The sequence below is a fragment of the Cellulomonas sp. P1_G12_2 genome (assembly GCF_056405535.1).
The window spans coordinates 61,812-87,890 of record NZ_JBFUBX010000001.1; the positions used below are offsets into that span (position 1 = coordinate 61,812).

The following is a 26,079-nucleotide window of genomic DNA, read 5'->3' on the forward strand; positions in this document are numbered from 1 at the left end:
GCGGCATCGCGGCCGCGTCGTCGAGGTGGGTCTGTGCCCCGAAGGGGCGCGCGCGCACCCCGGTGATACCGCCGGTGCCGGGTGAGGTGGTCGCAGAACCAGAGAAGCAAGCGAATGTGTCGGGCAGATGGCGCGCGGGTGGGTTCACCCGCAGGTTCACACTTCCGTGGTCCAGGTGTGCTGCGGGTCGTAGCCCAGCAGGCGTCGCGCCTTGTCGATGGACAGGAGCGTCTCGCGGCCCTCGATCGGACGGGTGACGGGAAGGTCCGGGAAGTACTCGGCGACGAGCTCCGCCGACGGCCTCTCCAGCACGGTGTCCGGCGACGCGATGATGAACGCCTCGAACCCGGTGAGGTCGCTCTCGAGCGCGAGCCGGACCGCCAGGGCTCCGTCGCGGGCGTCGATGTAGCCCCACAGGTTCCAGATCCGGCTGCGGGGATCGTCCGCGAAGCTCGGGAACGCGGCGTAGTCGGCCACGTCCATCACGTTGGAGAACCGCAGTCCGATGAGCTTGAGCTCGGGGTCCCACCGCGTGAAGTGCCGGGCCATCTCCTCCTCGACCGCCTTGCCGAGCGAGTAGGTGCTCTCGGGACGGACCGCGTACTCCTCGTCGACCGGCACGTACGGCGGGGGCGTCTCGAACGGCAGGCCGAGGACCGTCTCGCTGGAGGCCCAGACGACGTTCTTGATGCCCGCCCGGCGCGCAGCGCTGAACACGTGGTGGGTGGCGACGACGTTGTTGGCGAACGTCGCGCCGCTCGGACGCAGGCCCGGCGCCGGGATCGCCGCGAGGTGGACCACGGCGTCGACACCGTCGTACCGGTCGTCGATGCCGCTCAACGCCTCGGTCACCTGGCCGAGGTCGGTGAGGTCGACCCGCGTGAACACCGCCTTCTGACCTGCGGGCGGGAGCGCCGTGTCGACGTTGACCACGTCGTACCCGTGCTCCGCCAGGTGCTCCACGACCGCACGACCGAGCTTCCCGCTCCCACCAGTGACCACGACGCGACTCATGGTCCCGACGCTATCCCGCGTCGAGCCACACGTGCGGCGGCGGGACCAGAGCCTCCAGCGCCGGCCAGAGGGCTTCCGGCAGCGGCTCGGAGGCCAGGTCGAGCGTGCGCGCGACGCGGCCTGGGCGGCTCATGCCGACGACCGTCGACGCGATCCGCGGGTCCCGCAGCGAGAACTGCAGCGCCGCCGTGCCGAGGTCCGCATGGAAGTCGGCGCAGACCTCGCGCATGGACTTGATCGCGGCGAGGGTCTCGGGCGGTGCCGGGCGGTACCCGTAGCTCGTCGGACCCCCGGACTGGAACGCGAGGATCCCGCCGCCGTAGACCGCCGCGTTGAGGATCCCCATCTCCTGCCGGACGGCCTCCTCGAGCAGCGGGCCGGCGCTGCGGTCCACGAGCGTCCAGCGGTTGTGCACCAGCAGGACGTCGAACACGCCGAGGTCCAGGTACTTGGCGATCTCCTGCACGCGACCGCCCGCCAGGCCGATCGCCCCGACCTGGCCTTCTTCCTTGAGCCGGACGAGCGCCTCGACCGGCCCGCCCGGCGCGGACATCTCCTCGAAGTCGAACGACTCCGGGTCGTGCAGGTGGACCAGGGGCAGGTGGTCGAGGCCGAGGCGCTCGCGGCTCTCCGCCACGGACGCGCGCACCCGGTCCGCCGAGTAGTCGCGGCCCACGGGGTCGACCTTGGTGGCGATGACGACGCCTTCCGGGACGCCCCCCGCTTCGACGAGTGCGGCACCGATCCGACGCTCGCTCTCCCCGTCGGAGTAGCCGTTGGAGGTGTCGATGAACCGGATCGGGCTGTCGAACGCGGCGAGCACGGTGGCGACACCCTCGTCGGCGGAGACGTCCCGGCCGTACAGCGCGGGCATGCTGCCGAGGGGGCTGCCGCCGAGACAGACGGCCGAGACCTTCAGGCCCGTGGAGCCGAGATCGCGGATCCAGGCGGACTGACCAGGGGCGTAGTCGGGCTGCTTCATCACGCCATCCCATCACGGGGGGTCAGAATTGTCCGGTCCTTCGCTAGCGTCGACCGCAAAGCGGTTCGAGCCAAGGAGCGCGCATGAGCCAGGCCGAGGTCGTCGCCAAGCCGTCACCCCTGCAAGGGGTGCTCGACTGGATCGAACGGGTGGGCAACAAGGTCCCCCATCCGGTGATCATCTTCCTCATCCTGATCGCGTTCATCATGTTGCTCTCGGCGGCGTTCCAGGCGGCCGGGAGCACCGTCACGTTCGAGCAGGCGCAGATCGGGGCCGAGGAACCGATCACCGTCACGGTGGCCGCGCAGAGCCTTCTCGACGCCGACGGCCTGCGGTTCGTGTTCACGTCGCCGGTCGCCAACTTCAACAACTTCGGCGTGGTCGGCGTCATCGTCGTCGCCATGATCGGCGTGGGCATGGCCGAGGAGGTCGGCCTGATCGCCTCGTTCATCAAGCGGCTGGTCAAGGTCACCCCGCCGCGCGCGATCACGTTCATCATCGTGCTGCTGGGCGTCCTGTCCTCCATCGCCACCGACGCCGGCTACCTGGTGCTCATCCCGCTGTCGGCCGCGGTGTTCCTCTCCCTCGGCCGGCACCCCCTGGCGGGCCTCGCGGCCGCGTTCGCCGGCGTGGGCGGCGGGTTCGCGGTGAACGTGCTGATCACCCCCGTCGACGGGATGCTCGCCGAGATCACCAACGAGGCGATCGCCGACCCCGCCAACCACGTCGCCATCACCGGCAACCTGTTCTTCGGCATCGTCTCGACCCTGCTGGTCACCGTCGTGGTCACGCTGCTCACGGAGAAGTTCGTCGAGCCGCGCCTCGGCGCCTATCACCCGTCGGAAGGCCCCGAGACTGCCGACGAGCCACCCTCCGGTGAGCTCAGCGCCGAGGAGAAGAACGGTCTGCGCTGGGCGTTCTGGGGATTCCTCGGCACCACGGCCGTCGTCCTGGCGCTCTCGCTCCCGCCGAACGCGCTCCTGCGCAACCCCGAGACCGGCAGCCTGATCGAGGACTCCCCGCTGCTGAACTCGATCATCTTCCTGATCCTCGTGTACTTCTTCGTGATGGGGCTCTGCTACGGCAAGGGCGCCGGCACGATCAAGGGCTCGATGGACGTCATCAACCCGATGACCAAGACGATCGCCGGCCTCTCGGGCCTGATCTTCCTGCTCCTGGTGATCAGCCAGTTCATCGCGTACTTCAACTACTCGAACCTCGGCACCATCGCCGCGGTGAACATGGCCGACACCCTCGAGGCCGCCAACCTGAGCACCGTCTGGCTGATCCTCGGGCTCATCGCGATGACCGCCGTCATCGACATCTTCATCGGCGGCGTGGTGCCCAAGTGGGCCATCTTCGCGCCCGTGTTCGTGCCCCTGTTCATCCAGCTGGGCATCTCCCCGGACCTGGCCATGGCCGCCTACCGCGTGGGCGACTCGCCCGTGAACGTGGCCACGCCGCTGATGCCGTACTTCGCGCTGATCGTGATCTTCGCCGAGCGGTACCGGCGGAAGGTCGGCGTCGGGTCGGTGATCTCACTGATGCTCCCGTACACCGTGGTGCTGCTGATCACCTGGTCCGCGCTGCTGGTGGTCTGGTACCTGCTGGGCATCCCGCTGGGACCGGGGGCGTCGATCTACCTCAACTGAGCCCGTCTCCAGCCCAGCCACACGACCGTGGCGAGCGCCAGCACGATCACGACCCAACTGAGGAGCGAGGGCTTCTTCGACGTCACAATGACCCCCTGCCCATCAGGTCTGCGCCGAATGTCGCGCGACAGGGGCAGCAGCAGCAGCGCTATCAGGCCACCGTAGATCGCAGTCGTCCGCGCGCTCACCGGATCATCCAGGCGATCACCGCGGCGACCACGGCGAACTGCCAGAGCAGGTCCCCGTTCCACGGTTCCAGCAGCCGTGACGCGCGGCCGGCGGGGATGGACGCCACGCCGATCCGGACAAGGCACGTCGCCGCGCCCAGCATCGCGGTCCAGCCCAGCGCGAGTCCCACCTCGGCCAGCGGAGTGTCACCCGTCAGATAGACGACCACGATGATCGGGGCGCAGAGCAGTGCGAGCACGCCCCGCGCGGAGAGGGCGAAGGAGTTCATCGCCTTCACAGCCAGGACGTAGTCGGACGACTGTTCACGTGGCGGATCGGCTGCTCGTTCGTCAGCGATGTCGCGCGCAATCTCCCGGTAGACCTCTCCCCACGCAGGTCCGAGGGTGCCCATCACCAGCCACGCCTCGTGCGGCTGCCGCAGCGCACGGGACAGCTCGTGCCAGTACCCGTATCGGGCCAAACCCAACCCTCACCTACTCGTCGAGGAGCGCGCGAAGTTTGGCTGACAGCCGTAAATCGGGCCTCGCAGAACGTAGCCGACCGCCAAGATTGCGACGGAACTCGAGGCTTGGATCTCCGAGTTCGTGAACCGCGATGTCCGTCGTGCCATCACTGATGAGGAGGTACACGTCTAGCTTCGGTGCCCACGTCAACGCAACGAGCTGAATTTCATCGATGGCGATCCGCGAATTCTTCCGCCCTTTGCTCCACACAATCTCGTCACGGACCAAGCCGACCCGAACCGGCCTACCGATGGCCGCGGAGCCGAGGAGGATTAGCGCCGCTCCCCCAATCGCCCATCCCCACTCGAGGTACCCCGCCAAGTAGAGACCGAAGAGATAGATGCAGGTCACGATGATGGCAGGCACGACGAATGCGGCCGGGGAAAGCTCCCAAAATGACGTTTCTTCCTTCACCATCAGCGCCTCGAATATGTATACCGGCTTGGCATCGAGAGATTCATCATTGCGGTGTTGTACATCGTGTAGCCAACCGCGAACTTGGCCCGGCCTCGCGTCCAGCCGCTGGACCCCCTTCCGAGCCGAGTCCACGCACGCGCGCTAAGGCTCTTGTGATCAAGCTTGCTTGTCACTGATAGCGCCTTTCTGGCCGATGACGCCACCTTGCCCGTGCCGCGTACGACAGAAGCATAAGAGCCGAGGCCCCCCGTTGCGATGGTTATCGCAGTAGACGCCACCTGCATCAACGCCGCCGACTTGTCACCGGCGGCGGCGTACGCACCGGCGGACGCGAGGCCCAAGGTCAAGGTAACTGCCTGGCACACCGGAAGCGGGCAGAAGCCCACGACGGCCGAGGCGAGTGAGAGCCCGTCGGCGAGCTTCCCCCAGTCGAAGTTTCCATCCAGGTCGAATGAGTTCACTGGGTCGTTGGGGTACCCGTAGTCGTTGTCAACCCCGCCCTGGACGGGATCGACGGAGAGAAAGCGGCCAAGTGCGGGCAGGTACACCCGAGCGCCCATCTCGACCGACGCCAATGTGCCCGTGTGGTCGTAGGCCTTCTGGTGCTGCCCGACCCAGGCGTAGTCGAAGTTGTTCGGCGAGTTATCGGGCACCGCGTCGCCGGCAGCGGCGGTGCTGATGTTCCCTGTGGTCAGGTCGACGGGCTGACCGAACGGGTCGTACCGGTACACGGCGCTCGTGCGCGTGCCCGTGCCGTCCGCCATGGCGATGACGTCGCCATGGACGTTCGGGTAGGACCACGCCGAGGTGCCGGTGCTCGGCAGGCTGACCATCACCCCACCCGGGAGCGCGAGGGTGCGCTGGTAGACCCTGTTGGTCGAGTCCATCGACAGGTCGGCGGTGTCACCAGGGCCGCTGAAGCCATACCGAGTCGTCGTCGTGCTCACGTCGTGGCCGTCGCGCTGGACGATCCGGTCGGACGCGTCGCGCTTGTAGGCGACCGTCGTGCCGCCCGTGGTGGAGGTGGACGCATGTCGGCCGGCCGAGTCGAACACAAGGGTCTGATCAGCCAGCGTCGTGGTGCTGCCCTGGGCGTCGTACTTGAGGGATGTCGCCGTCAGGCTCGTTCCGGTGACCGGGGTGGCACCGGCCTCGGGGTTGACCACGGTCGTCGAGGTGAGTCGGTCGGCGTGGTCGTAGCAGTAGCTAGTTGTCCGGACGGCACCTGCCGTGGTGGTGTCGGTGTAGTTCGTGCGGTTGCCGTTCCGCCCTGCCAGCGCGTTCGCGCCGCATCCGGCCGAGGCGGCAAAGTCGTACTGCAAGGTGTGGCCGGGGATGGTGGCCTTGATCAGCCGTCCCGCCGTGTCGTAGGAATAGGACGAGCTGGTCGTCGCCGTACCGTCTGTCGCGTTGGCCGTAAGGACGCGGCCGCTCTGCGAGCGCACGACGAGGTCGGAAACGGGCGCAGAAGCACCTGTGAACGTCGCGAGAAGCTTCGTGACCGCACCCGCTGTGGACCGGGCGATCGCCATCGACGTGCCGTTCCCGGCATTGCCAGTGCCGGACGGGTAGGACACCGAGGTCAGGTCTGGGCCCGTGTAGGTCAAGGAGGCGATCGTCTTGCCGCCATCAAGCACCGTCGCGATCCGGCTGTCCGCGTCGTACGTGACCCCGCCCGTGTAGGTACTGACGACCCCGGCCGTCGTCGTGACGGTCGTGGTGGATCCGAGGGCTCGCCCGGCCGCGTCATATGTGCTCGCCGTGGTGACACCCCAGACGTCGCTGTACGACACCATTCGCCCGAGCAGATCCACTTTCGTCGTGACCGTGCCCCCGTTTGGGGATCCGACGGCTGTATCCGCCACCGACGTCGTGAGCGGGTCGCCTCCGACCGCGAAGTTCGAGGTCACGGTCCTCGTGGTCGTTCCAGGGTATGTCGCCGTGACAGCCCGTCCGCGGGGGTCATAGGTCGTGCAGGTCCAGCCCGCGTCGCCGGAGGTCTTGGTCCCGATTGCGCGGCCGAAGTGGTCGTAGACGAACCACGACGTGACGGCCGAGCCGACGGCCGGCGTCGGCCCGGTGGTGGACTTGAGCAGACCAGCCGGCTTGGCGCCCGCGCTGACTCCGCAGACGTTCTCCTGGGTGTCTGACGACGAGTAGTAGGTGTAGGTGGAGCCCTTTGCCGCATCGAGGGTGCCTGCAGCAGATGCGGCCGGCAGCCATCGTCCGGTGCGGCGACCGAAGCCGATGCCGGGCGCCTCATAGGCCGTGGTGGTGCTGAGGGCCAGGCCTGCCGGGTCGTCCGTGACCGTGGTCGGCTGGCCGAGCCACGGGCTCGCGCCGTAGGCCGTTCGCGTGTTCTGGGCAGGCACCTGGGAGGACGAGACCGCGGGCGTGCCCGTCGGCACGGTCGCGGGCGCGGCGTCATCGGTGGTCGAGCTGGTGACCAGGCCGTAGTCCGGCGAGAGAGCCGAGTTGGGCACCGGGCCAGAGGTGACCCCGGGGCCTGACCACGTGACGTTCAGAGATCCGGGCCCACCGGCGTTCACGTAGTCGATCCGGATGCGTGCCGTCTCGCCCGCCACCGTCGCGGTGTGGGTCGTCGAGTTGGTCGCAAGGTTGGGTGGTGCGAGCTTCCGGATGTCGTTGAGCCAGAGCTGGACCTGGTCGTCCGCTCCCGCGCTCAGCGTGTAGGTGCCGGCGGCCGGGAACGTGATGATCCCCGTGAGCCGGGCGCCCCAGGGGGCCGCCGTGATGGCCGGGTCCGGCATGGTGGAGGCCCAGTCCTTGGACAGGGTCCCGCCGGGGAGGCCGAGCGCGAAGGCCTTGGGCGCTCCGGCCAGGCTCGGACCGGCGTAGTAGGCGACGTTGAGGCCGTTGAGGGACTCGTCGTACTTGGTCGACTGGTGCGCGGTCGTCGCGAGGCACGACGCGACGGGCTTACGAGAGCCGTCGAAGCAGTTCGCCGGCGCAGGTCCGTAGCTGTCGGTCGCGCGGTCACGGTTGTCGTAGAGGGTCGTCGACATCCGGCCCGCCGGGTCGGTCGAGGACAGGACGAGGTCCTTTGCCGCGTCCCAGACCTGGGTTGCAGTCAGACCGCTGGCGCTGGCGTCGGCGGTCTGTCGCCACAGGGCGTCGTAGGTGACCGTCCGCGCATGGCCGCTGATCCCGGTCCGGTCCACAAACGTGGTGGTCGGGCTGGCGTAGGTGAACGACGTCTCGAGCCTTCCGGTCGTCGCGACACCGTCCGCGGCCGGGAGCGTCACCTTGGTGACCTTCAGACCCTTCACGGTCGGAGCGGTCCCGTCGTAGGTCACCTGGACCTTGTTCGCGTCCGCCTTCACGCGGCTGACGTCCGCGGCGAGCCAGTCCGTGATCAGCGGCGTGCGCAGGGCGACGAGCTGCCCGGCGCTCCCGTATTCGAAGTCGGCCACCTCCGCGCCCGGGTCGACGATGCGGACCAGGCGCCCGGACGCGTCGTAGCGCAGGTACGTCGAGTCGCCGACGCCGGTGCCCGACGCCGAGGGGTAGACGATGCGGCACACCATCCCAGCCGGGGGTGCCGAGAAGCCCGACTCTGCGGGGCAGGCCGACCCGCTGCCCTCGGGCGCGGTCGAGTCGCTGTAGTAGAACCGGACCTGCTTGCCCGAGGCCCGGTCCTCGATGTAGTCGAGCTGCCCGGTGAAGCCCTTCCACACGACCTTCGGGGATGCCGAGTTCTTGGCGTCGCCCGGTGGCGTGGACGACTCGAGGCGACCGTTGGTCCCGAACACGTACACGGTGCCGTCGTCGTCGGTCAGGTTCACCTGTCCGGTGCCCGCAAGTGCCAGCACGCCGTACTCGCCCTGCGGTGCGGTGTACCCGCCCTCGGACTTCTTCGTGTACGTGTGCGTCGTGCCGGTCGCATCGGTGACCACGACAACGGTGGCCTCGACTGCCGCCGACACGTACTCCGCGCTCCCGCCCGCGAGGGCAGCGGACGAGGTCCACCCGGCAGGCAGGGTCTCGAACGTGGGCGACAACCAGGACGGCGGCACGATCACGCCGTTGGGGTAGCCCGGGCCCCTGGCCCACAGCTGATAGGTCGCCCCGCCACCCGACTCGTAGTACTCGACGCGAATTGGTGTCTGGCCCGTGACGTTCTTCGCCGGACCGTAGTACACCCCGCCCGCCTGATCGGACCATCGGTCCACCGCGGCCGGGCCGTCACCGACGAACACTCGTGTGCCGTCGTCCTGCAAGACCCCGAACTCCCACGCACCCGCGGTCGGCGGTGTGAAGAATCCGGTCCAGCGCACGGCGAAGTTGTCCGCGGGTAGCGCGGGAGCCGGGGACTCGGTCCCCCAGAAGAAGTTCGGGCTCGCGTCGATACGCGTCATCAGCGGTTCGCCCGTGAAGGCGAACGAGGAGGCCGGCGACCCCGCCGCGTAGTACCGGCCGAGGAGGCCCTTCTCCCGCGCGGCCTGGGAGTTGTAGGAGAACGACAGGCCCATCGGTCCGCCGACGGTGTTGACGGTCGGCGACGCGAACCGGAGGCCCACGTTGCCGTTCGCCAGGTTCACCGTGACGGGCCCGACCTGCTCGACGGGCGCCGGTCCCGACTCCGCGAGGCGCCGGTTGACCGTGAACGTCGACGTCCAGGCGAACCGTGCCCCACCGCCGAGCGGGTCCTTGGTCTCCACCGTCCAGCTGTAGGTGCCGCCGTCGCGGAGGCTGCCCTCCGGCACCTGGTACGACGTCCCGCTCTGCCAGCCCGACGTGAGGACGGTGCCCGACGCGGCGTCGCTCCCGGTGGCGACCCGCACCTGGTACTGCACCGCACCGTCGGCGTCGGGCGTGACCGCTGCCCAGGTGACGAGAGGCGACGTGCTCACGATCGTCTGGGTGCCGGACACGGGTGGTGCGACGCCGTCGAGCTTGGCTTGCGCCTTGTCGACCTTCGGAACGGTGTTCGTCACCATGGCGTAGACGCCACTGCTGCGCTCGGTCCATGTGCCGAAGATGCCGTTGTAGCCGTTGGCGACCATCGCCTTCCAGTAGTAGGCCGTCCCCTCCTCGAGCAGACCCTGCGGCAGGGTGACCGAGTCCGTCCCGATCCATCCGCTGTCGTAGACGGGGTTCGCGTCAGGGTTTGTCGTCGCACCGACCTTGAACCGGCGATAGATGGCAGGCGATCCGGCGGGGTCGGAGAACGTGGCCGTGAGGGTCGGTGCGACCGGAACTCGTCCCCAGTGCGCGGGCGACGTCGGGGCGGCGGAGGGGAACTCCGCGGTCGTGATGTACATGGCGGTGCGCATGTTCTTGTACGTGTAGATGCCCGACCACTCGTCACCGGACATGTACACGTAGGCGCCGCCGCCACCGCTGTTCACCCAGCCCGCGTACTGCCCACCCAGACCGTCGGAGTCGAAGTAGCCGTCACCGCCGATGTACGTCTGCGCGACGTTCGTGCCGCGGCACTCGTACCCGAAGCACGAGGCCCATCCTGTCTGCGCGTAGTAGGAGTTGGCGGTACCGACCTCGACCACGGCGTGCAGGAAGACGTCGACCACCTGCTTGCCGAAGAACGGCGTGTAGTCGTAGTAGAAGACCGTCCGCCAGGTCGTGTTCGTGTTGCTGTCGCGGGAGTTGCCGATCCGGATCTTGCCGTCGTGCACCACCGCGCCGTCGGACTTGTACGACCACGCGTCGACGCCCCCGACGCCCGTCGTCACCGTCGGGTCCACCGAGACCGGGTAGACGCGCGCCGGGTCAGTGAGCCACGCCAGGTCAGGCGTGACCGACAGCACCCAGCTGTTCCCGTCCTTGGTGACGGTCATCGGCGTGTTCGCGGAAGCCGGCTCCCGCACGCCCTCCTTGCCGGAGGAGTCGACCATGAGCGCGGGCGGGATGGTCATCGCGACCGTGCCGTCGCGGGCCACCAGGTCGTACGAGCCCGAGCGACCCTCCCGCACGGTGAAGCCGGTGCCCTTGATGCGCCAGCGGTACGTCGGCGCCGTCGCCGGCGCCCTGTCGAGCACCACCGACTCCTTCACCGAGCCTGGCGTGACCTCGTACTCGAGGTCGGCCCCGGGGAGCACGTCCGAGTACGTGGCGACCGAGCCCTTGCGAGCCAGGGCCTTCCCGCGGGCACCGATCAGGCCGATGCTCACGTCTGCCCCCCGCCGGGACAGACGGAGCAGGTCGGCCGAGTCACCCTTGGCCGCGAACCGCGGGGACAGCGGGTGCCGGTCGATCTTGCCGCCACCGCCGGTGCTCGACGCGACGACGGTGGAGATCGGCTGCCAGGTGCCGTTGGAGGTGAGCACGTTCGCCGGCTCGGCCGTCATCTCCGACGTGTACGTCCCGTCGGCGTTCTCGTAGATGGTGGCCGTCTCGGTCCGAGCCGCCACGGTGGAGGTCTTCTTGTCGAACCCTTCGGGTGCCTCTCCGGTCGGCTCAGGTGCGGCAGCCGGCGGGACGACCGGGACGTCGAACGTGCTGGCGTCCACCGGCGTGGAGAGCGTCGGGGGTTCGGCCGACTTCAGAGGCGGGACGTCGTCCGCGGAGATGCTCACCGGCTTCGCGGGAGCGGCGGGCGCAGGAGGCGCAGCCTGGACCGGCTGGATCCCGATGGCCACGAGACTCACGCTCACGAGTCCGGCGACGAGCCCCGCCCGGATCCCCGACACACGACGTCCACGCATCATTACTGCTCCCCTGACTGAACCGCGCGGACGGTCGGTGTCCGCGGCGGAAGTGCGAGGAACATATCGGGACAACCAGGGGTGTCATGGGTGCTTTTGGCTCCGATGACAGATCCAATGACAGGTTCACCCAAACGGGTGGCACTCCGAGGAGTGCCGGCTACCGGCTGTCGCGCTTCGCCTGCCGGCGAGCGCCCTGCGCCTGCGACGACGCGTCACGCTTGAGGCCGCCGGTGGTCTTGCCACGTGGCACCACCTGCGACGTTCCCGTCCCCGCCCGGGCCCCGGGCGCGGTCGCCGGTCCGGTGGACCCCGTGCGGGCGGCGGCCAGGCGCTCGGCCTTGAGCTCCGCCGCGGCCCTCCGGGCGACCACGTCGACACGCTTGCTCACGCGCGCCAGCGCCTCCTCGAAGACCTCTGCCTTCTCGGCGTTGCGCCGGTTCTGCGGACGAGCCTTGCCACGGCCACCGACGTCGGAGACGCGCGCGGCAGCCTGCCGGCGGTAGAGCTTCGTGTACTTGGTCCGTGCGCGCCGGACGCGGGTATGGAGCTCGAGGAGGGCGTCCTCGTCCAGCTCCTCCATCGCGGCAGGCTCTGTCTCGCGGACCAGCAGGAGCTCGTCCTCCCGCAAGGACCCGATCAACGCTGACATGGCGACTCCCCCCGTTGGGCTACACGTCCCGGCACCGGTAGCGCCACCACCCCAGCGTCACCAGCCCGAGTGCCAGCGTCCCGAAGATCGTCACCATCCGCCACACCAGCAGTCCGGCAACGATCTCCGGCTCGTACAGGACGCCGGCGCCCGCTGGGACCGGGGCGATCTACTCGAACTAGCGTCCCTGGTGCTCGCGTGAAGACCTTGTCGCGCTCAGAGCGACGAAGTCTTCACGCGAGGGTGACCGGACCTGGTTCTCCGGTGCACCGGGCTAGGGGCAGGTGGCGGAGGCCGCGAACTCGTCGATCGGGTGAGGCTCCGGTTCGGCCTCGGTCCCTGTCATCGGGTCATCCCGAGGATCAGGGCGAAGCCACAGCAACTCCCCGTTCCTCGGTCGTCGAGCTCCAGCAGCTCGACCTCGTCCATCCCCATGCGCGGACGCTACAAGCGCGGACACCGATCCGAGGCCGCGTCGCCGCCCTCAGGCCAGCCACACGATCGTGGCGAGCGCCAGCACCATCACGACCCAGCTCACCGCGGACGGCTTCTTCAGCGTCACGATGACCCCCTGCCCTGGAGGTCTGCGCCGGATGTCGCGGACCAGCGTCAGCACCTCAGCGCGACGAGGCCCCAGCAGACAGCGGTCGTCAGTGTGCTCATCGGACTACCCGCCTCTCGTCGACCTAGTGGGTCGCTGAGACCAGCAGAAGGACCGCCGACAGCAGGATCGCGACGCCGGGCAGCAGCTCCCCGGCGGTCAGGTCCGTGAGCCCGGCGCGATCCTTCCAGGTCAGCCTCCTGCGCCGCGATCCCGGGACCGACTGCGTGAGGACCACCAGGAGCCACAGGTAGATCACCGCCAAGACGCCCGCGAGACCGACCAGCAGCGTCGTGCTGAGGAGTGCACCGGGCTCGATCGGCTCGTCGTTCCCGTGCTGGATCGCGATGAACGCAGCCATGCCGGCGAGTGCGGCCCCCAGCGCTTCGGCCGTCGCACCCCAGTGCCCCGCGGAGTTCCACCGGTCGCGACGCCCGAAGTGGAACACCGCCCCGCCGCTCCACGCCGCGAGCAACGCAAGAAGCCCGGCCACGACCGCGAGGGCTTCAGCCAACGGGATCACCGAACGCTGCGGAGCGCTTCGGCGCCGCGCTTCGCCGCCCGCGGCTGCGGCTTCACCTGCACGGTCACGCGCGCAATGTAGCGGAGCCGTCAGCTCACGAGGAGGCGAACCAGCACCGTCACGACGAAGACCGCCACGCACGCCGTGCGCGGACCGGAGGGGTTGCCCCACCCCTCGAGCACGGTCATGTGCGGTGGCCTGCGCGCGACGTCCACCACGGTCGTCACGACGAGACCGAGGCCCGAAACGACGAGCAGCGCGTCGAGCACCGTCGTCACTGCGCGAGCTCAGGGTCGGTGGTGAGCTCCACGTTGGCCCACAGCTCGTACCCGAGCGGCTCCAGGTGGCTGATCAGGGCGCGGCGGACGCGGTCCTCACCGCTGACGTCCCAGACGCCCTGGGGCACCACGAAGTCGACCTCCAGGTACAGCCGGCTGCCCAGCTTGGTGGAGCGCACGAACGGCTCGTCGAGCCCGAACTCGGTCCGCACGGCGGTCACGGCCTCGGCCAGGGCGCGACGGATGTCGGCCGGCGGTTCCGCCTCCAGCAGCTCGAGCCCGGCCGCCCGCAGCAGCCGCAGCGGGATGGGTGCCAGCACCAGGCAGGCCACGAGGACGAGGACCGGGTCGACGTAGCGGACCACGTCCCCCACGGAGGACAGGGCGAGCGCGAGCCCCGCGCCGACGGCGAACACCAGGCTCAGCAGCGCACCCGCCCGCCACTGGGCCACCTCGGCCGCCACCAGCTCCGACGTGGGCGCGCGGTGGGTCAGCCAGCGGCTCAGCGCGTACGAGCACACCATCGTGATCAGCCCGTACGCGACCACGGTGCCGGCAGCGACGTCGGAGCCGCCCGCCGTGATGATCGCGACGGCGTCCACCGCCGCGTACAGGAGGGTGCCGAGCAGGGCCACGCCCTGGACCGCGATGGCCAGCGGGGTGACGGCCGCCTTGCCGAACGGGAACCGGGTGGTGGGGCTCTCCGCGGCGGCGCGCGACGCCATGAGCGAGAGCGCCGACAGCACGATGCCGAGCAGGATGAACGCTCCGTCGAACAGCAGCACGCGCGACTGGGCGGCGATGCCCCAGGCGACCGCGAGGGTGCCGAGGACGGCCGCCCCCGCGATCGACTCCTGGATCGCGCGGCGCTCGGTCACAGCGAGGTCACCGACCCGGGGCGACGAACGTCGACGCCACCTCCACCAGCAGTCGCGCGCCGAAGCCGGTCGCGCCCTTGGTCCGCCAGGCGTCGTCGGCGTCGGACCGCATCGTCCCCGCGATGTCGAGGTGCGCCCACGGGGTGTCCCCCACCCACTCGGCCAGGAAGAGCGCGGCGGTGATCGCCCCCGCGAACTCGCCGCCGAGGTTCTTGATGTCCGCCACCTCGGAGTCCAGCTGCTTGCGGTACCGGCGGTCCAGCGGCAGCCGCCAGACCTGCTCGTCCGTCGTCTCCGCGGCGGCCTCGACCAGGTCCAGCATCCCGTCGTCGTTGCCGATGACGGCTGCCGTCAGCATGCCCAGCGCCGCCAGCGCGGCACCCGTGAGCGTGGCGATGTCCACGATCGCGTCGACACCGTCCTCCTTCGCGAGCGCGATGGCGTCGGCCATGACCAGGCGTCCCTCGGCGTCGGTGTTGACGACCTCGATCGTGCGTCCGCTGCGGCTCGTCAGGACGTCCCCGAGCTTGGTGGCCGAGCCCGACGGCATGTTGTCCGTGCAGGCCAGGTAGGCGCTGACCGCCACGGGCACCTCGAGGTCCGCGAGCGCGGTCATCGCCGCGAGCACCGCCCCGGCGCCGCTCATGTCCATCTTCATCGCCGCGTGCATCGCGTTCGAGGGCTTGAGGCTGATGCCGCCGGAGTCGTAGGTGATGCCCTTCCCGACGAAGCCGAGGTGACCTGTCGGTTCCGTCGCGGGCACGTACCGGATCACGATCATCCGCGGCTCGACCACCGACCCGGCGTTCACCCCGAGCAGTCCGCCGCAGCCCATCGCGATCAGGGCCTCCTGGTCGAAGACCTCGATGTCGAGCCCGTGCTCGCCGGCCAGCCAGACGGCGACGTCGGCCAGGTCCGGCGCGGTGAGGTGCCCGGCGGGGGTGCTGGCCAGGTCGCGGGACAGGGAGGCCGCGCGGGCGAGCACGACTCCTCGGTCAGCTCCGCGGCGGGCGTCGGCGGCGGAGGCGTCGTCGACCAGGAGGACGATCTCCCTGACCGGAACCGTCGACGGGTCGGTCTTCAGGGCGTCGTACCGGTAGCGGCCGAGCAGGATCCCCTCGACCACGGCCTGGGCGGCGCCCTCCACCGAGGCGCCGGCGCCGACCAGGTCCGTGGTCAGGACGTCGTCGCGACCCGCGGCCCGGGCGAACGCCGCCGCCGCGTCGCGCAACGTGGCGTCGGACGGGTCGTCGCCGACGCCCGTCGCGACCACCGCGCCGCCCTCGCGGGGCAGGATGAGGATCTCGCCGACGGAGCCACGGAACCCCCACTCGGTGAGCGCGGCCCGGTCGAGAGGAACGCCCGACGGCACCTCACCGGTGGCGGTCACGGCCAGCCCGAGGGCACGACCGGCACCCGCACCGGGTGGCGCCACACGCACCGTGACGTCCTCGAACAGCGCGCGGGAGGGGATCGGGTCGAACGTCATCGTCGTGCTCCTTACGTGGGCCAGATGACTGGGATGAGCAGGATGGCGACGACGAACCACGCCGCCGTGGTCGCGAGTCCGAGCTTCCAGTAGTCGCTGAACGTGTAGCCGCCCGGCCCCATGACCATCATGTTCGCCGGGGTGGCGATCGGGGTGAGGAACGACGCGGCACCGGCCACCGCGACGAGCATGAGGGTCGGCGCGAGCGCCACCCCGGAGGCGTCGGCCATGGCGACCGCGATGGGCGCGACGATCAGGACGGTGGCCGTGTTGCTCACCACCTGGCCCAGCACGAGCGTGAGGACGAACAGGGTGGCCAGCACGACGCGCGGGCCCCCGTCGCCGACGATGTCCACCAGCCACCCGGCCACCAGGTCGGCGGCGCCGGACGAGGCGATCGCAACCGACAGCGGGATCAGCCCGCCGACGAGGACGACCACCTGCCACGACACCGCCCGGTAGGCCTGCGGGACGCCGACCACGCCGGTCATCACCATGAGAGTGGCGCCGATCAGCCCCGCGATCGCGGGCGGCACCACCCCCGTGGCCAGGAGCGCGACCGTCGCGACCAGCACCGCGATCGCCCGCCACGCCTTCGGCCCGAGCGCCACGGTCTGCCGGCGGACCAGCTCCGGGCTGTCGACGATGAGCACGTCGTCCCCGGCGGCGAACGCCTCGACGGCCGGCCAGGGCCCGTGCACGAGCAGCGAGTCACCCTCGGCCAGCACCAGGTGGTCGGCGCCGCGGTCCTTGCCCAGCCTGCGCACGCCCAGCACCGTGACGCCCGAGCGGACCAGCCCCGCGAACACGACCTGGCCGATCACCCGCGAGCGCGGCCGGACCACCAGCTCGGCGACACCGACCTCGCGGCCGAGCAGCGCCTCCCGCGTGCCCCGGGACAGCGGCGTCGTCGCCACCGTCAACGCGTGCCGCTCGACCAGCGACGAGATCCCCGCGCTCTCGCCGGTCACGACGACGACGTCGCCGACGCTCAGCGTCTCGTCCTCGGCGGCAGGCTCACCGGTGGCCCGCTGCACCCCGATGAGCACCACGCCGTCCGGCACCTCGACCTGTTCGCGCCGGCTGCCGATCACGTCGGACCCCGGGTCGACCGCGAGGCGGAAGAAGCCCACGTCCAGGCTGTAGTGCTCGACCAGGGTGTCGACGTGCCGGGAGTAGTCGGCGGGCAGCGCGGTGGGCGAGCGGTCGGGCAGCAGCCGCTGGCCGACGAGCACCGAGACCGCGATCGTCGCGAGCACCAGCGGCAGCCCGATCAGGCCGAACTCGAAGAACCCGAACTGCTCGCCGGTGGCGGTGACCAGCGCGTCCGACACGATGACGTTCACCGTGCTGCCGCTGAGCACCAGCAGCGCACCGGCGCTCGCGGCGAAGGCGAGCGGCATGAGCATCTGCGACGTCGACTGCTTCGAGCGCCTCGACGCCAGCACCACCACCGGCAGCAGCGCGGCCGCGGCGCCGTTGGGGGTGACCAGCGCGGCCATGACAGCCGAGAGGAGCATGAGGGCGATCAGCAGCCGGCTGCGCGCCGTCCCCGCCCGGGCGATCAGCTGCTGACCGGCCCAGGCGGTGACGCCCGACGACTCCAGACCCTCGCTGAGCACGAACAGCGACGCGATGAACACGACGACCGGGTCACCGAAGCCGGCGACGGCCTCGTTGGCGGTGATCAGACCGGTGGCGTAGAGGGTCAGCGCGGTGAGGATCGCCACCACGCCGACGCTGAGCCGGTTCCAGACGAAGAGCCCGACGCAGCCCGCCAGCACCAGGAGGCTGACGGTGGCGTCGGACATATCGCCAAACTAGGGCACGAGCACCCGCTCGCGAACGGGCGACGACACACCCTTCACGAGCAGCCACAGCAGGAACGCGATCTCGGACACCCCGCCCACGAGGCCCAGCGCCATCGACGCGGCGTCCGCGCCCGGCGCCACGAGCTCGACGGCCAGCCCCGCCACGTACCCGAGTCCGCCGACCACCAGCGCGTACCCGAACAGTCGCGGCACCCAGCCGGACCGCACGACCAGGTACCCGAGCGGGATCAGCCACGCCCCGAAGAAGATCTGCGCCACCAGGTACCCGATGCCGTGGAGGTCCAGGAGCAGCACGGCGAGCTCGTCGGCACCCCGCTCCGCCGCCATCACCGCGCCGGCGTGGTTGACCATGTTCAGGCATTGGATCGCCACGGCCACCGCGTTCATGGTGAGCATCGTGAGCGCGGCGGTCCGGTGGACGTCCTTGAACAGCGCGTACAGGGCGATGCCGACGAGCAGGAAGGCGGTGAACGCGACGAGATCCGCAGCGAACGCGACCTTCATGAGTCCGGCGTTCTCGCGCAGGGCCGCGGCGACGTCGTCGGACGCGCGGACCTTCGCCCGGGCGAACAGCTCGGCGAACCCACCGCAGACGGCGACGACGAGGTAGAGCAGACCGGCAAGTCGAGCAGTGCGCATGGCAATGCCTCTCTGTGGGCAGGACGGATCGCGAGACCGCGTGGCCTCGTGCGGGTGGTGCGGGGGTCAGCCCGGGTACTGGAAGACGTCGTCGAGCGGGACGTCGAACGCGCGGGCGATCTGGAAGGCCATCTCGAGCGACGGGGAGTAGCGGCCCTGCTCGATCGCGATGACGGTCTGACGGGTGACGCCGATGCGCTCGGCCAGCTCGGCCTGCGTCATCTCGCCGTGCGTGAACCGGAGGGTGCGGATGGCGTTGGTGACCTGCGTGGGCTTCACCACGTCGAGAAGTCCTGGCGGTAGGCGGCGAGCTTGGTGAGGGACCCGAGGACGGCCGACAGGACGAAGCAGAGGTAGATCGCGTTGGCGATCCAGAACCAGTCGGCCTCGAGCATCGCGAGGACCATCGCGCCGAGCGCGCCGATCACGACGAAGGACTGACCCGTGCGCTCGCCGACCCGGTTGATCTCCTTGTCGCGCTGGTCGCTCAGGTGGCCGTCACGCCGGTTGGCCAGCGAGACCGCGATGGTGCCGACGATGGACGCGACGATCGCGCCGCCGATCGACCAGAGCAGCGGCCCGGCGTACGCGACCTCGGTCAGCGGGGTGTCCCGTGCGCGGCTGAGGATCACCACGACGTACGCCGCATAGGCGAGCACGGCGACGACGAGGAACACCCAGACGTTCCGCTCTTCGTACGACATCAGCGCTCCTGGACGACGGTGAGGACGGTCTTGCCCCGGGCGTGCTCGGCGATCAGCCGGCGCAGCGCCTCGGGGGCGTCGCTCAGAGGGTAGGTGCGCTCGACGGCCGGCACGATCTGTCCCGCCTCGGCGAGCTCGGTGAGGCGGTCCAGCTTGGCGCGGCTTCGCGTGGCCGACACCGGTCGCAGACGCTGGCTCACGAACGGGTTGAGCAGCACCGCCCTGGCCAGGCGGCCCATCGGACCGATCACCCGGCCGCCGCCGCCGGAGGACAGGGCGAGCGTGCCGCCCGGGGCCAGCGCCCGTCGGCAGGCGGCGAGCGTCCGGTTGCCGACGAGGTCGATCACCAGGTCGTAGCGCTCGCCCGTGCTGGTGAAGTCGGACCGGTCGTAGTCGATGACGTGGTCCGCACCGAGCCCCTGGACCAGCTCGACGTTCCGGCCGCTGCACACCCCCGTGACCTCCGCGCCGAGCGCCTTGGCCAGCTGCACCGCGAACGTCCCGACGCCTCCGGAAGCCCCGTTGACCAGCACCTTCTGCCCCGGCCGGACCCCGGCGACGCAGTCCAGGGCCGTGCCTGCGGCCAGCGGCAGCGTCGCCGCGTCCGCGAAGCTCAGGGTGGCGGGCTTGCGACCGACGAACTTCGCCGGGACGGCCACGTACTCGGCCCACGATCCCGCGGATGCCTCGGCATAGACCTCGTCACCTGCCGCCAGGTCGGTGACGTCCGCGCCGACGGCCTCGCCGACGCCGGCGACGTCCCTGCCGGGGACCGTGTGCCTCGGCCGCCGCAACCCCATGACGGTCCGGATCAGCGAGGGCCGTCCGGTGACCATGGCGACGTCGGCGAAGTTCAGCGAGGACGCGTGGACCCTGATGAGCACCTCGTCGGGGTTCGGCACCGGCCGCGCGACCGTCTGGTGGGTGAGGACGGTCTCCGGCGCTCCGTACGCGCTCTGGACGATCGCCTGCATGGTGCGGGTCTCGGTCTCGACGCTCATCGGAGCCTCCGTGTTAAGAATTGTTGACATGGCGAAGGTATGGCGAACCAGACACCATGTCAAGAGTTCTTAACATGGTGGATCATGGCGGCCATGGATGTGGTGGTGATCTCCGGGACCGTCGGGGCGGGCAAGACCACCGTCGCGGCCGCCCTGCGCAACGAGCTCCTCGCGCGCGGGCGGGCGGCGGGCGAGCTCGACGTCGACGCCGTCGCCACCGAGACCCCCGCGCCGGCCGACGACCCCTTCAACGAACGCGTCGTGGTCGCCCACCTGCGCGCCATGCGCCCGCACTGGCACGACGCCGGGCTGGAGATCCTGCTCCTGCCCCGGGTCCTCGAGACGGCGGCGCAGCGCGACTCCTACGCGGACGCCCTGGGCGAGGCCGTGCGCGTGGTGCGGCTCGACGCGCCCGCGGACGCCCGGCACGCGCGCCTGGTCGCGCGGCACGCGCCCGGCCCGGAGCGCGACTGGCACCTGGCCCGCACCGACGTGCTCGCCGTCCTGCTGGCGACCGCCGGTGTCGAGGACCTCGTCGTCGACAACCACGACCGGACCCCGTCCGCGGTCGCCCTCGAGATCGCCGACCGACTGGGTCTCTAGAGCACCCGCGCGAGGTCCTCCAGCGCCGCCAGCGGGTCCGGGCCGACCGGCATCAGCACCGTCGTCGTCACACCCGCGTCGTGCAGCTGCCCGATCCGGGTGCGGGCGTCGTCGACCGTGCCGACGACGGCCAGCTGGTCGACCCACGCGTCCGGCATCGCCGCCACGAAGTCCGCACGACTGGCCGACGCGGCCCTCAGCGCGCGGAACTCGTGGGCGAACGGCAACGGGGCGATGTGCACGTCCCAGTCGGGCTCGCCGATCCACTCCAGCGCGGGCCGGGCGGCGTCGCGGGCGGTGGCCGAGGAGTCGTCGACCACCGCGACGCAGTACGCCACGATCCGGTGCTCGCGGGTGGGCGCGATGTGCCGGAGCGCGTCGGTGACGTACTCGGGCGTGACCGGCTCGGCGAGGATCGTCCCATCGGCGGCCCTGCCCGCGAGGGCGAGCGACTTCGGTCCGCGGACCCCCGCCAGGATCCGCGGCGCCCGCGGGACGGACTCGAGCTGCACGCCGTCCAGCGTCACGTACCGGCCGTCGGTGCTGGTCAGGGAGCCGCCCAGCACCGAGCGCACCGCGTCCAGGTGCTCACCCAGCATCGTCAGCGGGCTCGCCGGCCACGCGCCGACCTGCCGCATCCAGCCGCGCATCCCGTGCCCGATGCCCACGTCGATCCGCCCGGGGAACAGCTCCGCCAGGGTCCCGACCTCCATCGCGGTGAACGCCGCGTTGCGCACCGCGGCGGGCAGGATGCCGATGCCGACCCGGATGCGCTCGGTCATCGCGAGGGCTGCCGCGGCCTGGGCGACACCGCCGCGGAAGAAGCAGTCCTCCACCACCCAGAGCTCGTCGAACCCCAGCGTCTCGGCGCGCTGTGCGTACGTACGGAACCGGTGCGCGGGAAGGTCCCGCGGGAGCATGACGCCGACGGCGCTCTCAGTCATCAGATCTCCTTGATCACGCGTGCGGGGTTGCCGACCGCGACCACGTTGGCGGGCAGGTCCTTGGTGACGACCGCCCCGGCGCCGACCACCGTGTTGTCGCCGATGGTCACGCCCGGGCACACGACGGCCCCGCCGCCGAGCCAGACGTTGTTGCCGATCGTGATCGGCTTGGCGGCCTCGAGCTTGTTCCGGCGCGGCTCCGGGTCCACCGGGTGGATCGGGGTGAGGAGCTGGACGTTGGGGCCGATCTGCACGTCGTCGCCGATGTGGATGGGGGCCACGTCGAGCGCGACCAGGCCGAAGTTGGCGAAGGTCCGCGCGCCCACGTGCAGGTGCACGCCGTAGTCGACGTACAGCGGCGGGCGGATCCACGTGTCCTCGCCCAGCGAGCCCAGCAGCTCGCGCAGCCGGTCGACGGCGTCGTCGGCACCGTCCTTCACGGCCTGCGCGAACCGCTCCGCGCGCGCCTGCGCGGCGCTGGTCAGCTCGTGGATCTGGGCGTCGGCCTCGTACCAGTCGCCGGCGACCATGCGCTCGTACTGGGTGCGGGTGTCCTCGTCACTCATGCGTCCGACGCTCTCACAGCCGCGGGTCCACCGGCTCCGACTCCAGGGCCAGCACCGCGAACACGGGCTCGTGCACGCGCCACAGCGGCTCGCCGGCGACCAGCCGGTCCAGCGACTCCAGCCCGAGCGCGTACTCCCGCAGCGCCAGCCCCCGCTTGCGCCCGAGCGACCGGACCTTCAACCGGTCCAGGTGCTGGGTGTACTCCGGCCCGTAGATGATCCGCAGGTACTCCCGGCCGCGGACCTTCAGCCCCGGCTGCACCAGCCCCCGCCGGCCGTGCACGAGGTTGGCGAACGGCTTGACGACCATCCCCTCGCCACCGGCCGCGGTGAGCTCCTCCCACCAGTCGATCCCGGCCTGCGGCTCGGCGACGTCCACCTCCAGGCGGCCCGTCCGCCGCAGGAGCACGGGGTCGGCGTCCACCAGCCGGTCGATCACCCCGAGGTGCCACCCGTGGTCGCGGTCGTGGAACGTGGCCCCCTCGGCGGCGAGCACCTGGAACGGTGCCAGCTGAACACCCTCGAGCCCGTCGGTCGGCCAGACGTAGCGGCGGCACGCGTCGACGAAGGCGTCGGCGTCGACCACCCGCCGGCGCGTGCGGTCCAGCAGGGGTCCCACGTCGAGGCCCCTCGACGCGGCGACCTCCAGCGCGCCGACCGCGCCGGGCAGCATCGCCCTCGCGGCCGCGCCGGTCGCCGCGTACTGCTCGCGCAGCAGCGGTCCGGCCTTGAGCGACCAGGGCAGCAGCTCACCGTCCAGCAGCAGCCAGTCGGTGGCCAGCTCGTCCCAGAGCCCGGCGGCGGTGACCGCGGCGCGGACGCCCGACAGGAACACCTCGGTCAGCGGCCGGTCGAAGAACGCCCGCCCGGTCCTCGTCCACACCGCCCCCGTCTCGCCGTCCGGAGCACCCGACCAGCGGAACCCGTCCCGGCACACGAGCACGGTCGCCCGCGAGCCCATGTGCTTCTCCTCGCAGATCACGTGCTGCACCCCCGAGGCGGCGAACGCCGAGAACGCCTCCGCCGGGTGCTCGAGCACGCCCGGCAGCGGGGAGGTCGCGACCGGCGCCATCGTCGGCGGGAGGTACGGCACCCAGCGCGGGTGCAGCGCGTACCGGCTCATCACCTCGAGCGCGGCGACCGCGTTCTCCTCGCCGATCGTGACGCGTCCGTGGTGCCGGGTCTCCACCGACCGTCGCCCGAGCACGTCCTCGATGTCGAGCACGTCGTCCGGCCGGACCGCGGCGGGGACCAGGAACGGCCGCGCCGGCTCGTACCAGACCTCCTCGGCCGGCACCTGCACGAGCTCCTTCGACGGGTACCGCAGCGCGGTCAGGTGCCCCCCGAACACCACCCCCGTGTCCAGGCACATCGTGTTGTTGACCCACTGCGGGACCGGGGTCGGCGTGTGCCCGTACAAGACCATGGCGCGACCGCGGTACTCGTCGGCCCAGGGATAGCGCACCGGCAGGCCGAACTCGTCGGTCTCCCCCGTGGTGTCCCCGTAGAGGGCGAAGCTGCGGACCCGCCCCGACGCGCGCCCGTGGTACGCCTCCTTGAGCCCGGCATGGGCGACGACGAGCCGCCCGTCGTCGAGCACCAGGTGCGAGACCAGCCCGTCCGCCCACGCCCGCACCTGCGCGGAGAGCTCCCCGCCCTCGGCGGCCAGCTGGGCGAGCGACGTCTCGAGCCCGTGGCTGACCGTCACGTTCCGACCGTCCAGCGCGCGCACGAGCTTGTGCTCGTGGTTGCCCGGCACCGCGAGCGCGTGACCCGCCGCGGTCATCCCCATGGCCAGCCGCAGCACGCCCGGGGTGTCCGGGCCACGGTCGACCAGGTCGCCGAGGAAGACGACCTTCCGGCCCTCCGGGTGCACGGCGTCGACCGGTCGCCCGGCGTCGTCGCGCACCAGCACGTAGCCGAGCTTCTCCAGCAGCGTCTCCAGCTCGGACCGACAGCCGTGCACGTCGCCGATGACGTCGAACGGACCGTGCTCGTCGCGCAGGTCGGTATGCAGGCGCGTCCGGGTGACGGTCGCCGCCTCGACGTCCTCGACCGTGCGCAGCACGTGCACCTGCCGGAACCCCTCGCGGGCCAGGCCGCTGACCGCGCGGCGGACCAGGTCGCGCTGGCGCTTCACCACGCGCTCCGGCAGCGCCCGCCCACCCCGGCCCCGGTTGCGCTCCAGGCACACGTCCTCGGGCAGGTCCAGCACGATCGCGACCGGCAGGACGTCGTGCGCGCGGGCCAGCTCGACCACGTGCTTGCGGGCGTCGCGCTGCGCGTTCGTGGCGTCCACCACCGTGAGGCGCCCGCGGTCCAGGCGCTTGCCGACGACGAACGACAGCACCTCGAACGCGTCCTTGGTGGCGTCCTGGTCGGTCTCGTCGTCGGCCACCATGGCGCGGCAGGCGTCGCTGGACACCACCTCGTACCGCCCGAACCGTTCGGCGGCGAACGTCGACTTGCCCGAACCCGACGCGCCGACCAGCGCCACCAGCGACAGCTCCGGGATCTCCAGCGCGCTCACGCCGCCGCTCCGAGCGTGAAGACGAGCAGCTGCGTCGGCGGCCCCACGTCGGGGTCGACGTCACCGACGGCACCCGCGCGGAACGTGTACCCGTACGCCTCGCACACGGCCGCCGCCCACGCCTCGCCCTGCGCGCGCGTCCACTCGAACCGGTGGTCCGTGTGGCGCATCGTCCCCGAGTGCAGGGTGGGGTAGCGCACGTTGAACTCCTCGTTCGGGGTGGTGACGATGACGGTCCGCGGGCGGGCGTCCCCGAACACGGTCCGCTCCAGCGACGGCAGCCGGTCCAGGTCCACGTGCTCGACGACCTCCATGAGCACGACCGCGTCGGCGCCTGCCAGCCGCGCGTCCCGGTACGTCACGGACGTCTGCAGCAGGGTCAGCCGCGCGCGGACCGTGTCGGGCATCCGGTCCAGACCCAGCCGCTCGGCCGCGCGCCGCAGCGCCCGGTGCGACACGTCCGCGCCGACCACCCGCGTGAACGCCGGGTCCGCCAGCAGCTCGCGCAGCAGCGCGCCCTCGCCGCAGCCCAGGTCGACGACCGACGCGGCACGCGCCGCCCGCAGCTCGGCCAGGACGACCTCGCGCCGGACCTCGGAGAGCGGGCGCACGTCGGTCGCGACCGGCTCGTCGACGACGCCCAGCGCCGAGCCCGCGTCGTCGACCACGCCCAGCCGCTCCACCGCCTCCGCCACGTACTCCCGTCGGTGGGCCAGCGACCTCCGCAGGATCCAGTCCCGCGCCGGGTGGTCGCCCAGCCACTCCCCGGCGCTGCGCACCAGCTTGTCGACCTCGTCGGGACCGACCCAGTAGTGCTTCCCGCCGTCCAGCGCCGGCAGCAGCACGTAGAGGTGGCGCAGCGCGTCCGCCACCGTGAACGTCCCCGTCAGTCGCACGTCCGCGTACGGCGAGTCACCCCATGCCGGCACCGCGGGATCCAGCGGGCCGACCCCGGCCGACACCTGCCACCCGAGCGGCTCGAACAGCCGCGCCACCAGCGCGGGATCGCCCTCGTCGGGCACGGCCGGCACGTGGATCTCCAGGGGCAGCGCGACGCCGACGAGATCCGGTCGCGCAGCGCACGTGCCCGCCATCGCCGAGCGGAACACGCGCCCGAGCGCGACCGCCAGCAGCGAGCTCGCCGCGTACGGCCGGTCGTTCACGTAGGCGGCGAGCGCGAACCCGTCTCCGAACCGCCCGCCGCGCACCAGCTCCACCGGATCCACCTCGAGCAGCAGCGCGACCGTGCAGCGCTCGTCGGAGGCCTCCGGGTAGAACACGTGCGCCTTGCCCACGGACAGGTCGAACGTCTGCACGCGGTCGGGGTGCTTGTGCAGGAGAAAGCCCAGGTCGCTCGCGGAGTCGGCCGTCGACGTCAGGGTGAGGAACACGCAGT

At 71.0% G+C, this 26,079-nt stretch carries 23 protein-coding genes; 2 read left to right on the plus strand and 21 right to left on the minus strand.

Annotation, left to right across the window (positions count from 1 at the left end):
* Positions 1 to 156 precede the first annotated feature (156 nt).
* Both AC1DXT_RS00355 and AC1DXT_RS00360 read right to left on the minus strand, forming a co-directional pair.
* Entirely contained in the window at positions 157 to 1,014 is an 858-nt protein-coding gene (locus AC1DXT_RS00355) for an NAD-dependent epimerase/dehydratase family protein (RefSeq protein WP_477059403.1), read from the minus strand.
* A gap of 10 nt (positions 1,015 to 1,024) precedes the next feature.
* A complete protein-coding gene (locus AC1DXT_RS00360; protein ID WP_477059404.1) occupies positions 1,025 to 1,996 on the minus strand; it encodes an aldo/keto reductase in 972 nt (323 codons plus the stop codon).
* An 83-nt stretch (positions 1,997 to 2,079) separates the two neighbouring features.
* On the opposite strand from AC1DXT_RS00360, the gene AC1DXT_RS00365 reads away from it, so the two are divergent.
* Entirely contained in the window at positions 2,080 to 3,648 is a 1,569-nt protein-coding gene (locus tag AC1DXT_RS00365; protein WP_477059405.1) for an AbgT family transporter, read from the plus strand.
* Here the strand turns inward: AC1DXT_RS00365 and AC1DXT_RS00370 are convergent.
* From AC1DXT_RS00370 to AC1DXT_RS00440, 15 genes are all read right to left on the minus strand, one after another.
* Entirely contained in the window at positions 3,636 to 3,836 is a 201-nt protein-coding gene (locus AC1DXT_RS00370; protein ID WP_477059406.1) for a hypothetical protein, read from the minus strand. The two genes, AC1DXT_RS00365 and AC1DXT_RS00370, sit on opposite strands and share 13 nt — an antisense overlap.
* On the minus strand, positions 3,833 to 4,297 hold the full coding sequence (locus tag AC1DXT_RS00375; protein ID WP_477059407.1) for a hypothetical protein: 465 nt from the start codon (positions 4,295 to 4,297) through the stop codon (positions 3,833 to 3,835). Before AC1DXT_RS00375 ends, AC1DXT_RS00370 begins: the two co-directional genes overlap by 4 nt.
* Before the next feature lie 13 nt (positions 4,298 to 4,310).
* A complete protein-coding gene (locus tag AC1DXT_RS00380; protein WP_477059408.1) occupies positions 4,311 to 4,757 on the minus strand; it encodes a hypothetical protein in 447 nt (148 codons plus the stop codon).
* Positions 4,757 to 11,377: a PA14 domain-containing protein gene (locus tag AC1DXT_RS00385; protein WP_477059409.1), complete on the minus strand. Its 6,621-nt coding sequence runs from the start codon at positions 11,375 to 11,377 to the stop codon at positions 4,757 to 4,759. Before AC1DXT_RS00385 ends, AC1DXT_RS00380 begins: the two co-directional genes overlap by 1 nt.
* Before the next feature lie 226 nt (positions 11,378 to 11,603).
* Positions 11,604 to 12,095, minus strand: a complete 492-nt coding sequence (locus AC1DXT_RS00390) for a hypothetical protein (RefSeq protein ID WP_477059410.1) — start codon at positions 12,093 to 12,095, stop codon at positions 11,604 to 11,606.
* A gap of 484 nt (positions 12,096 to 12,579) precedes the next feature.
* Entirely contained in the window at positions 12,580 to 12,711 is a 132-nt protein-coding gene (locus AC1DXT_RS00395) for a hypothetical protein (RefSeq protein ID WP_477059411.1), read from the minus strand.
* Between the two features lie 70 nt (positions 12,712 to 12,781).
* Positions 12,782 to 13,210: a hypothetical protein gene (locus AC1DXT_RS00400; RefSeq protein WP_477059412.1), complete on the minus strand. Its 429-nt coding sequence runs from the start codon at positions 13,208 to 13,210 to the stop codon at positions 12,782 to 12,784.
* Positions 13,211 to 13,308: 98 nt separating this feature from the next.
* A complete protein-coding gene (locus tag AC1DXT_RS00405) occupies positions 13,309 to 13,497 on the minus strand; it encodes a hypothetical protein (RefSeq protein ID WP_477059413.1) in 189 nt (62 codons plus the stop codon).
* Positions 13,494 to 14,375: a cation efflux transmembrane domain-containing protein gene (locus AC1DXT_RS00410; RefSeq protein ID WP_477059414.1), complete on the minus strand. Its 882-nt coding sequence runs from the start codon at positions 14,373 to 14,375 to the stop codon at positions 13,494 to 13,496. Before AC1DXT_RS00410 ends, AC1DXT_RS00405 begins: the two co-directional genes overlap by 4 nt.
* Before the next feature lie 7 nt (positions 14,376 to 14,382).
* On the minus strand, positions 14,383 to 15,864 hold the full coding sequence (locus AC1DXT_RS00415; protein ID WP_477059415.1) for a leucyl aminopeptidase: 1,482 nt from the start codon (positions 15,862 to 15,864) through the stop codon (positions 14,383 to 14,385).
* An 11-nt stretch (positions 15,865 to 15,875) separates the two neighbouring features.
* Positions 15,876 to 17,675, minus strand: coding sequence for an SLC13 family permease (locus tag AC1DXT_RS00420; RefSeq protein ID WP_477059416.1), 1,800 nt, complete (start codon positions 17,673 to 17,675; stop codon positions 15,876 to 15,878).
* 9 nt (positions 17,676 to 17,684) lie between these two features.
* Complete coding sequence (locus tag AC1DXT_RS00425) at positions 17,685 to 18,335, minus strand: DUF4386 domain-containing protein (RefSeq protein WP_477059417.1); 651 nt, start codon at positions 18,333 to 18,335, stop codon at positions 17,685 to 17,687.
* A 66-nt stretch (positions 18,336 to 18,401) separates the two neighbouring features.
* Positions 18,402 to 18,617: a helix-turn-helix transcriptional regulator gene (locus AC1DXT_RS00430; protein ID WP_056086683.1), complete on the minus strand. Its 216-nt coding sequence runs from the start codon at positions 18,615 to 18,617 to the stop codon at positions 18,402 to 18,404.
* Positions 18,611 to 19,039, minus strand: coding sequence for a hypothetical protein (locus tag AC1DXT_RS00435; protein WP_057209161.1), 429 nt, complete (start codon positions 19,037 to 19,039; stop codon positions 18,611 to 18,613). The genes AC1DXT_RS00430 and AC1DXT_RS00435 overlap by 7 nt, the downstream gene beginning before the upstream one ends.
* Positions 19,039 to 20,040, minus strand: a complete 1,002-nt coding sequence (locus AC1DXT_RS00440) for an NAD(P)-dependent alcohol dehydrogenase (protein WP_477059418.1) — start codon at positions 20,038 to 20,040, stop codon at positions 19,039 to 19,041. The genes AC1DXT_RS00435 and AC1DXT_RS00440 overlap by 1 nt, the downstream gene beginning before the upstream one ends.
* Positions 20,041 to 20,124: 84 nt before the next feature.
* On the opposite strand from AC1DXT_RS00440, the gene AC1DXT_RS00445 reads away from it, so the two are divergent.
* A complete protein-coding gene (locus AC1DXT_RS00445) occupies positions 20,125 to 20,643 on the plus strand; it encodes an adenylyl-sulfate kinase (protein WP_477059419.1) in 519 nt (172 codons plus the stop codon).
* Here AC1DXT_RS00445 and AC1DXT_RS00450 read toward each other — a convergent pair.
* From AC1DXT_RS00450 to AC1DXT_RS00465, 4 genes are read right to left on the minus strand one after another with little or no spacing between them, the layout of a single operon-like run.
* A complete protein-coding gene (locus tag AC1DXT_RS00450; RefSeq protein ID WP_477059420.1) occupies positions 20,640 to 21,587 on the minus strand; it encodes an LLM class flavin-dependent oxidoreductase in 948 nt (315 codons plus the stop codon). The two genes, AC1DXT_RS00445 and AC1DXT_RS00450, sit on opposite strands and share 4 nt — an antisense overlap.
* Positions 21,587 to 22,153 (minus strand): sugar O-acetyltransferase, encoded by a 567-nt coding sequence (locus AC1DXT_RS00455; protein WP_477059421.1) that lies wholly within the window; start codon positions 22,151 to 22,153, stop codon positions 21,587 to 21,589. The genes AC1DXT_RS00450 and AC1DXT_RS00455 overlap by 1 nt, the downstream gene beginning before the upstream one ends.
* A gap of 13 nt (positions 22,154 to 22,166) precedes the next feature.
* A complete protein-coding gene (locus AC1DXT_RS00460; protein WP_477059422.1) occupies positions 22,167 to 24,683 on the minus strand; it encodes a polynucleotide kinase-phosphatase in 2,517 nt (838 codons plus the stop codon).
* Positions 24,680 to 26,074 (minus strand): 3' terminal RNA ribose 2'-O-methyltransferase Hen1, encoded by a 1,395-nt coding sequence (locus AC1DXT_RS00465; RefSeq protein ID WP_477059423.1) that lies wholly within the window; start codon positions 26,072 to 26,074, stop codon positions 24,680 to 24,682. Before AC1DXT_RS00465 ends, AC1DXT_RS00460 begins: the two co-directional genes overlap by 4 nt.
* Between the last annotated feature and the right edge of the window lie 5 nt (positions 26,075 to 26,079).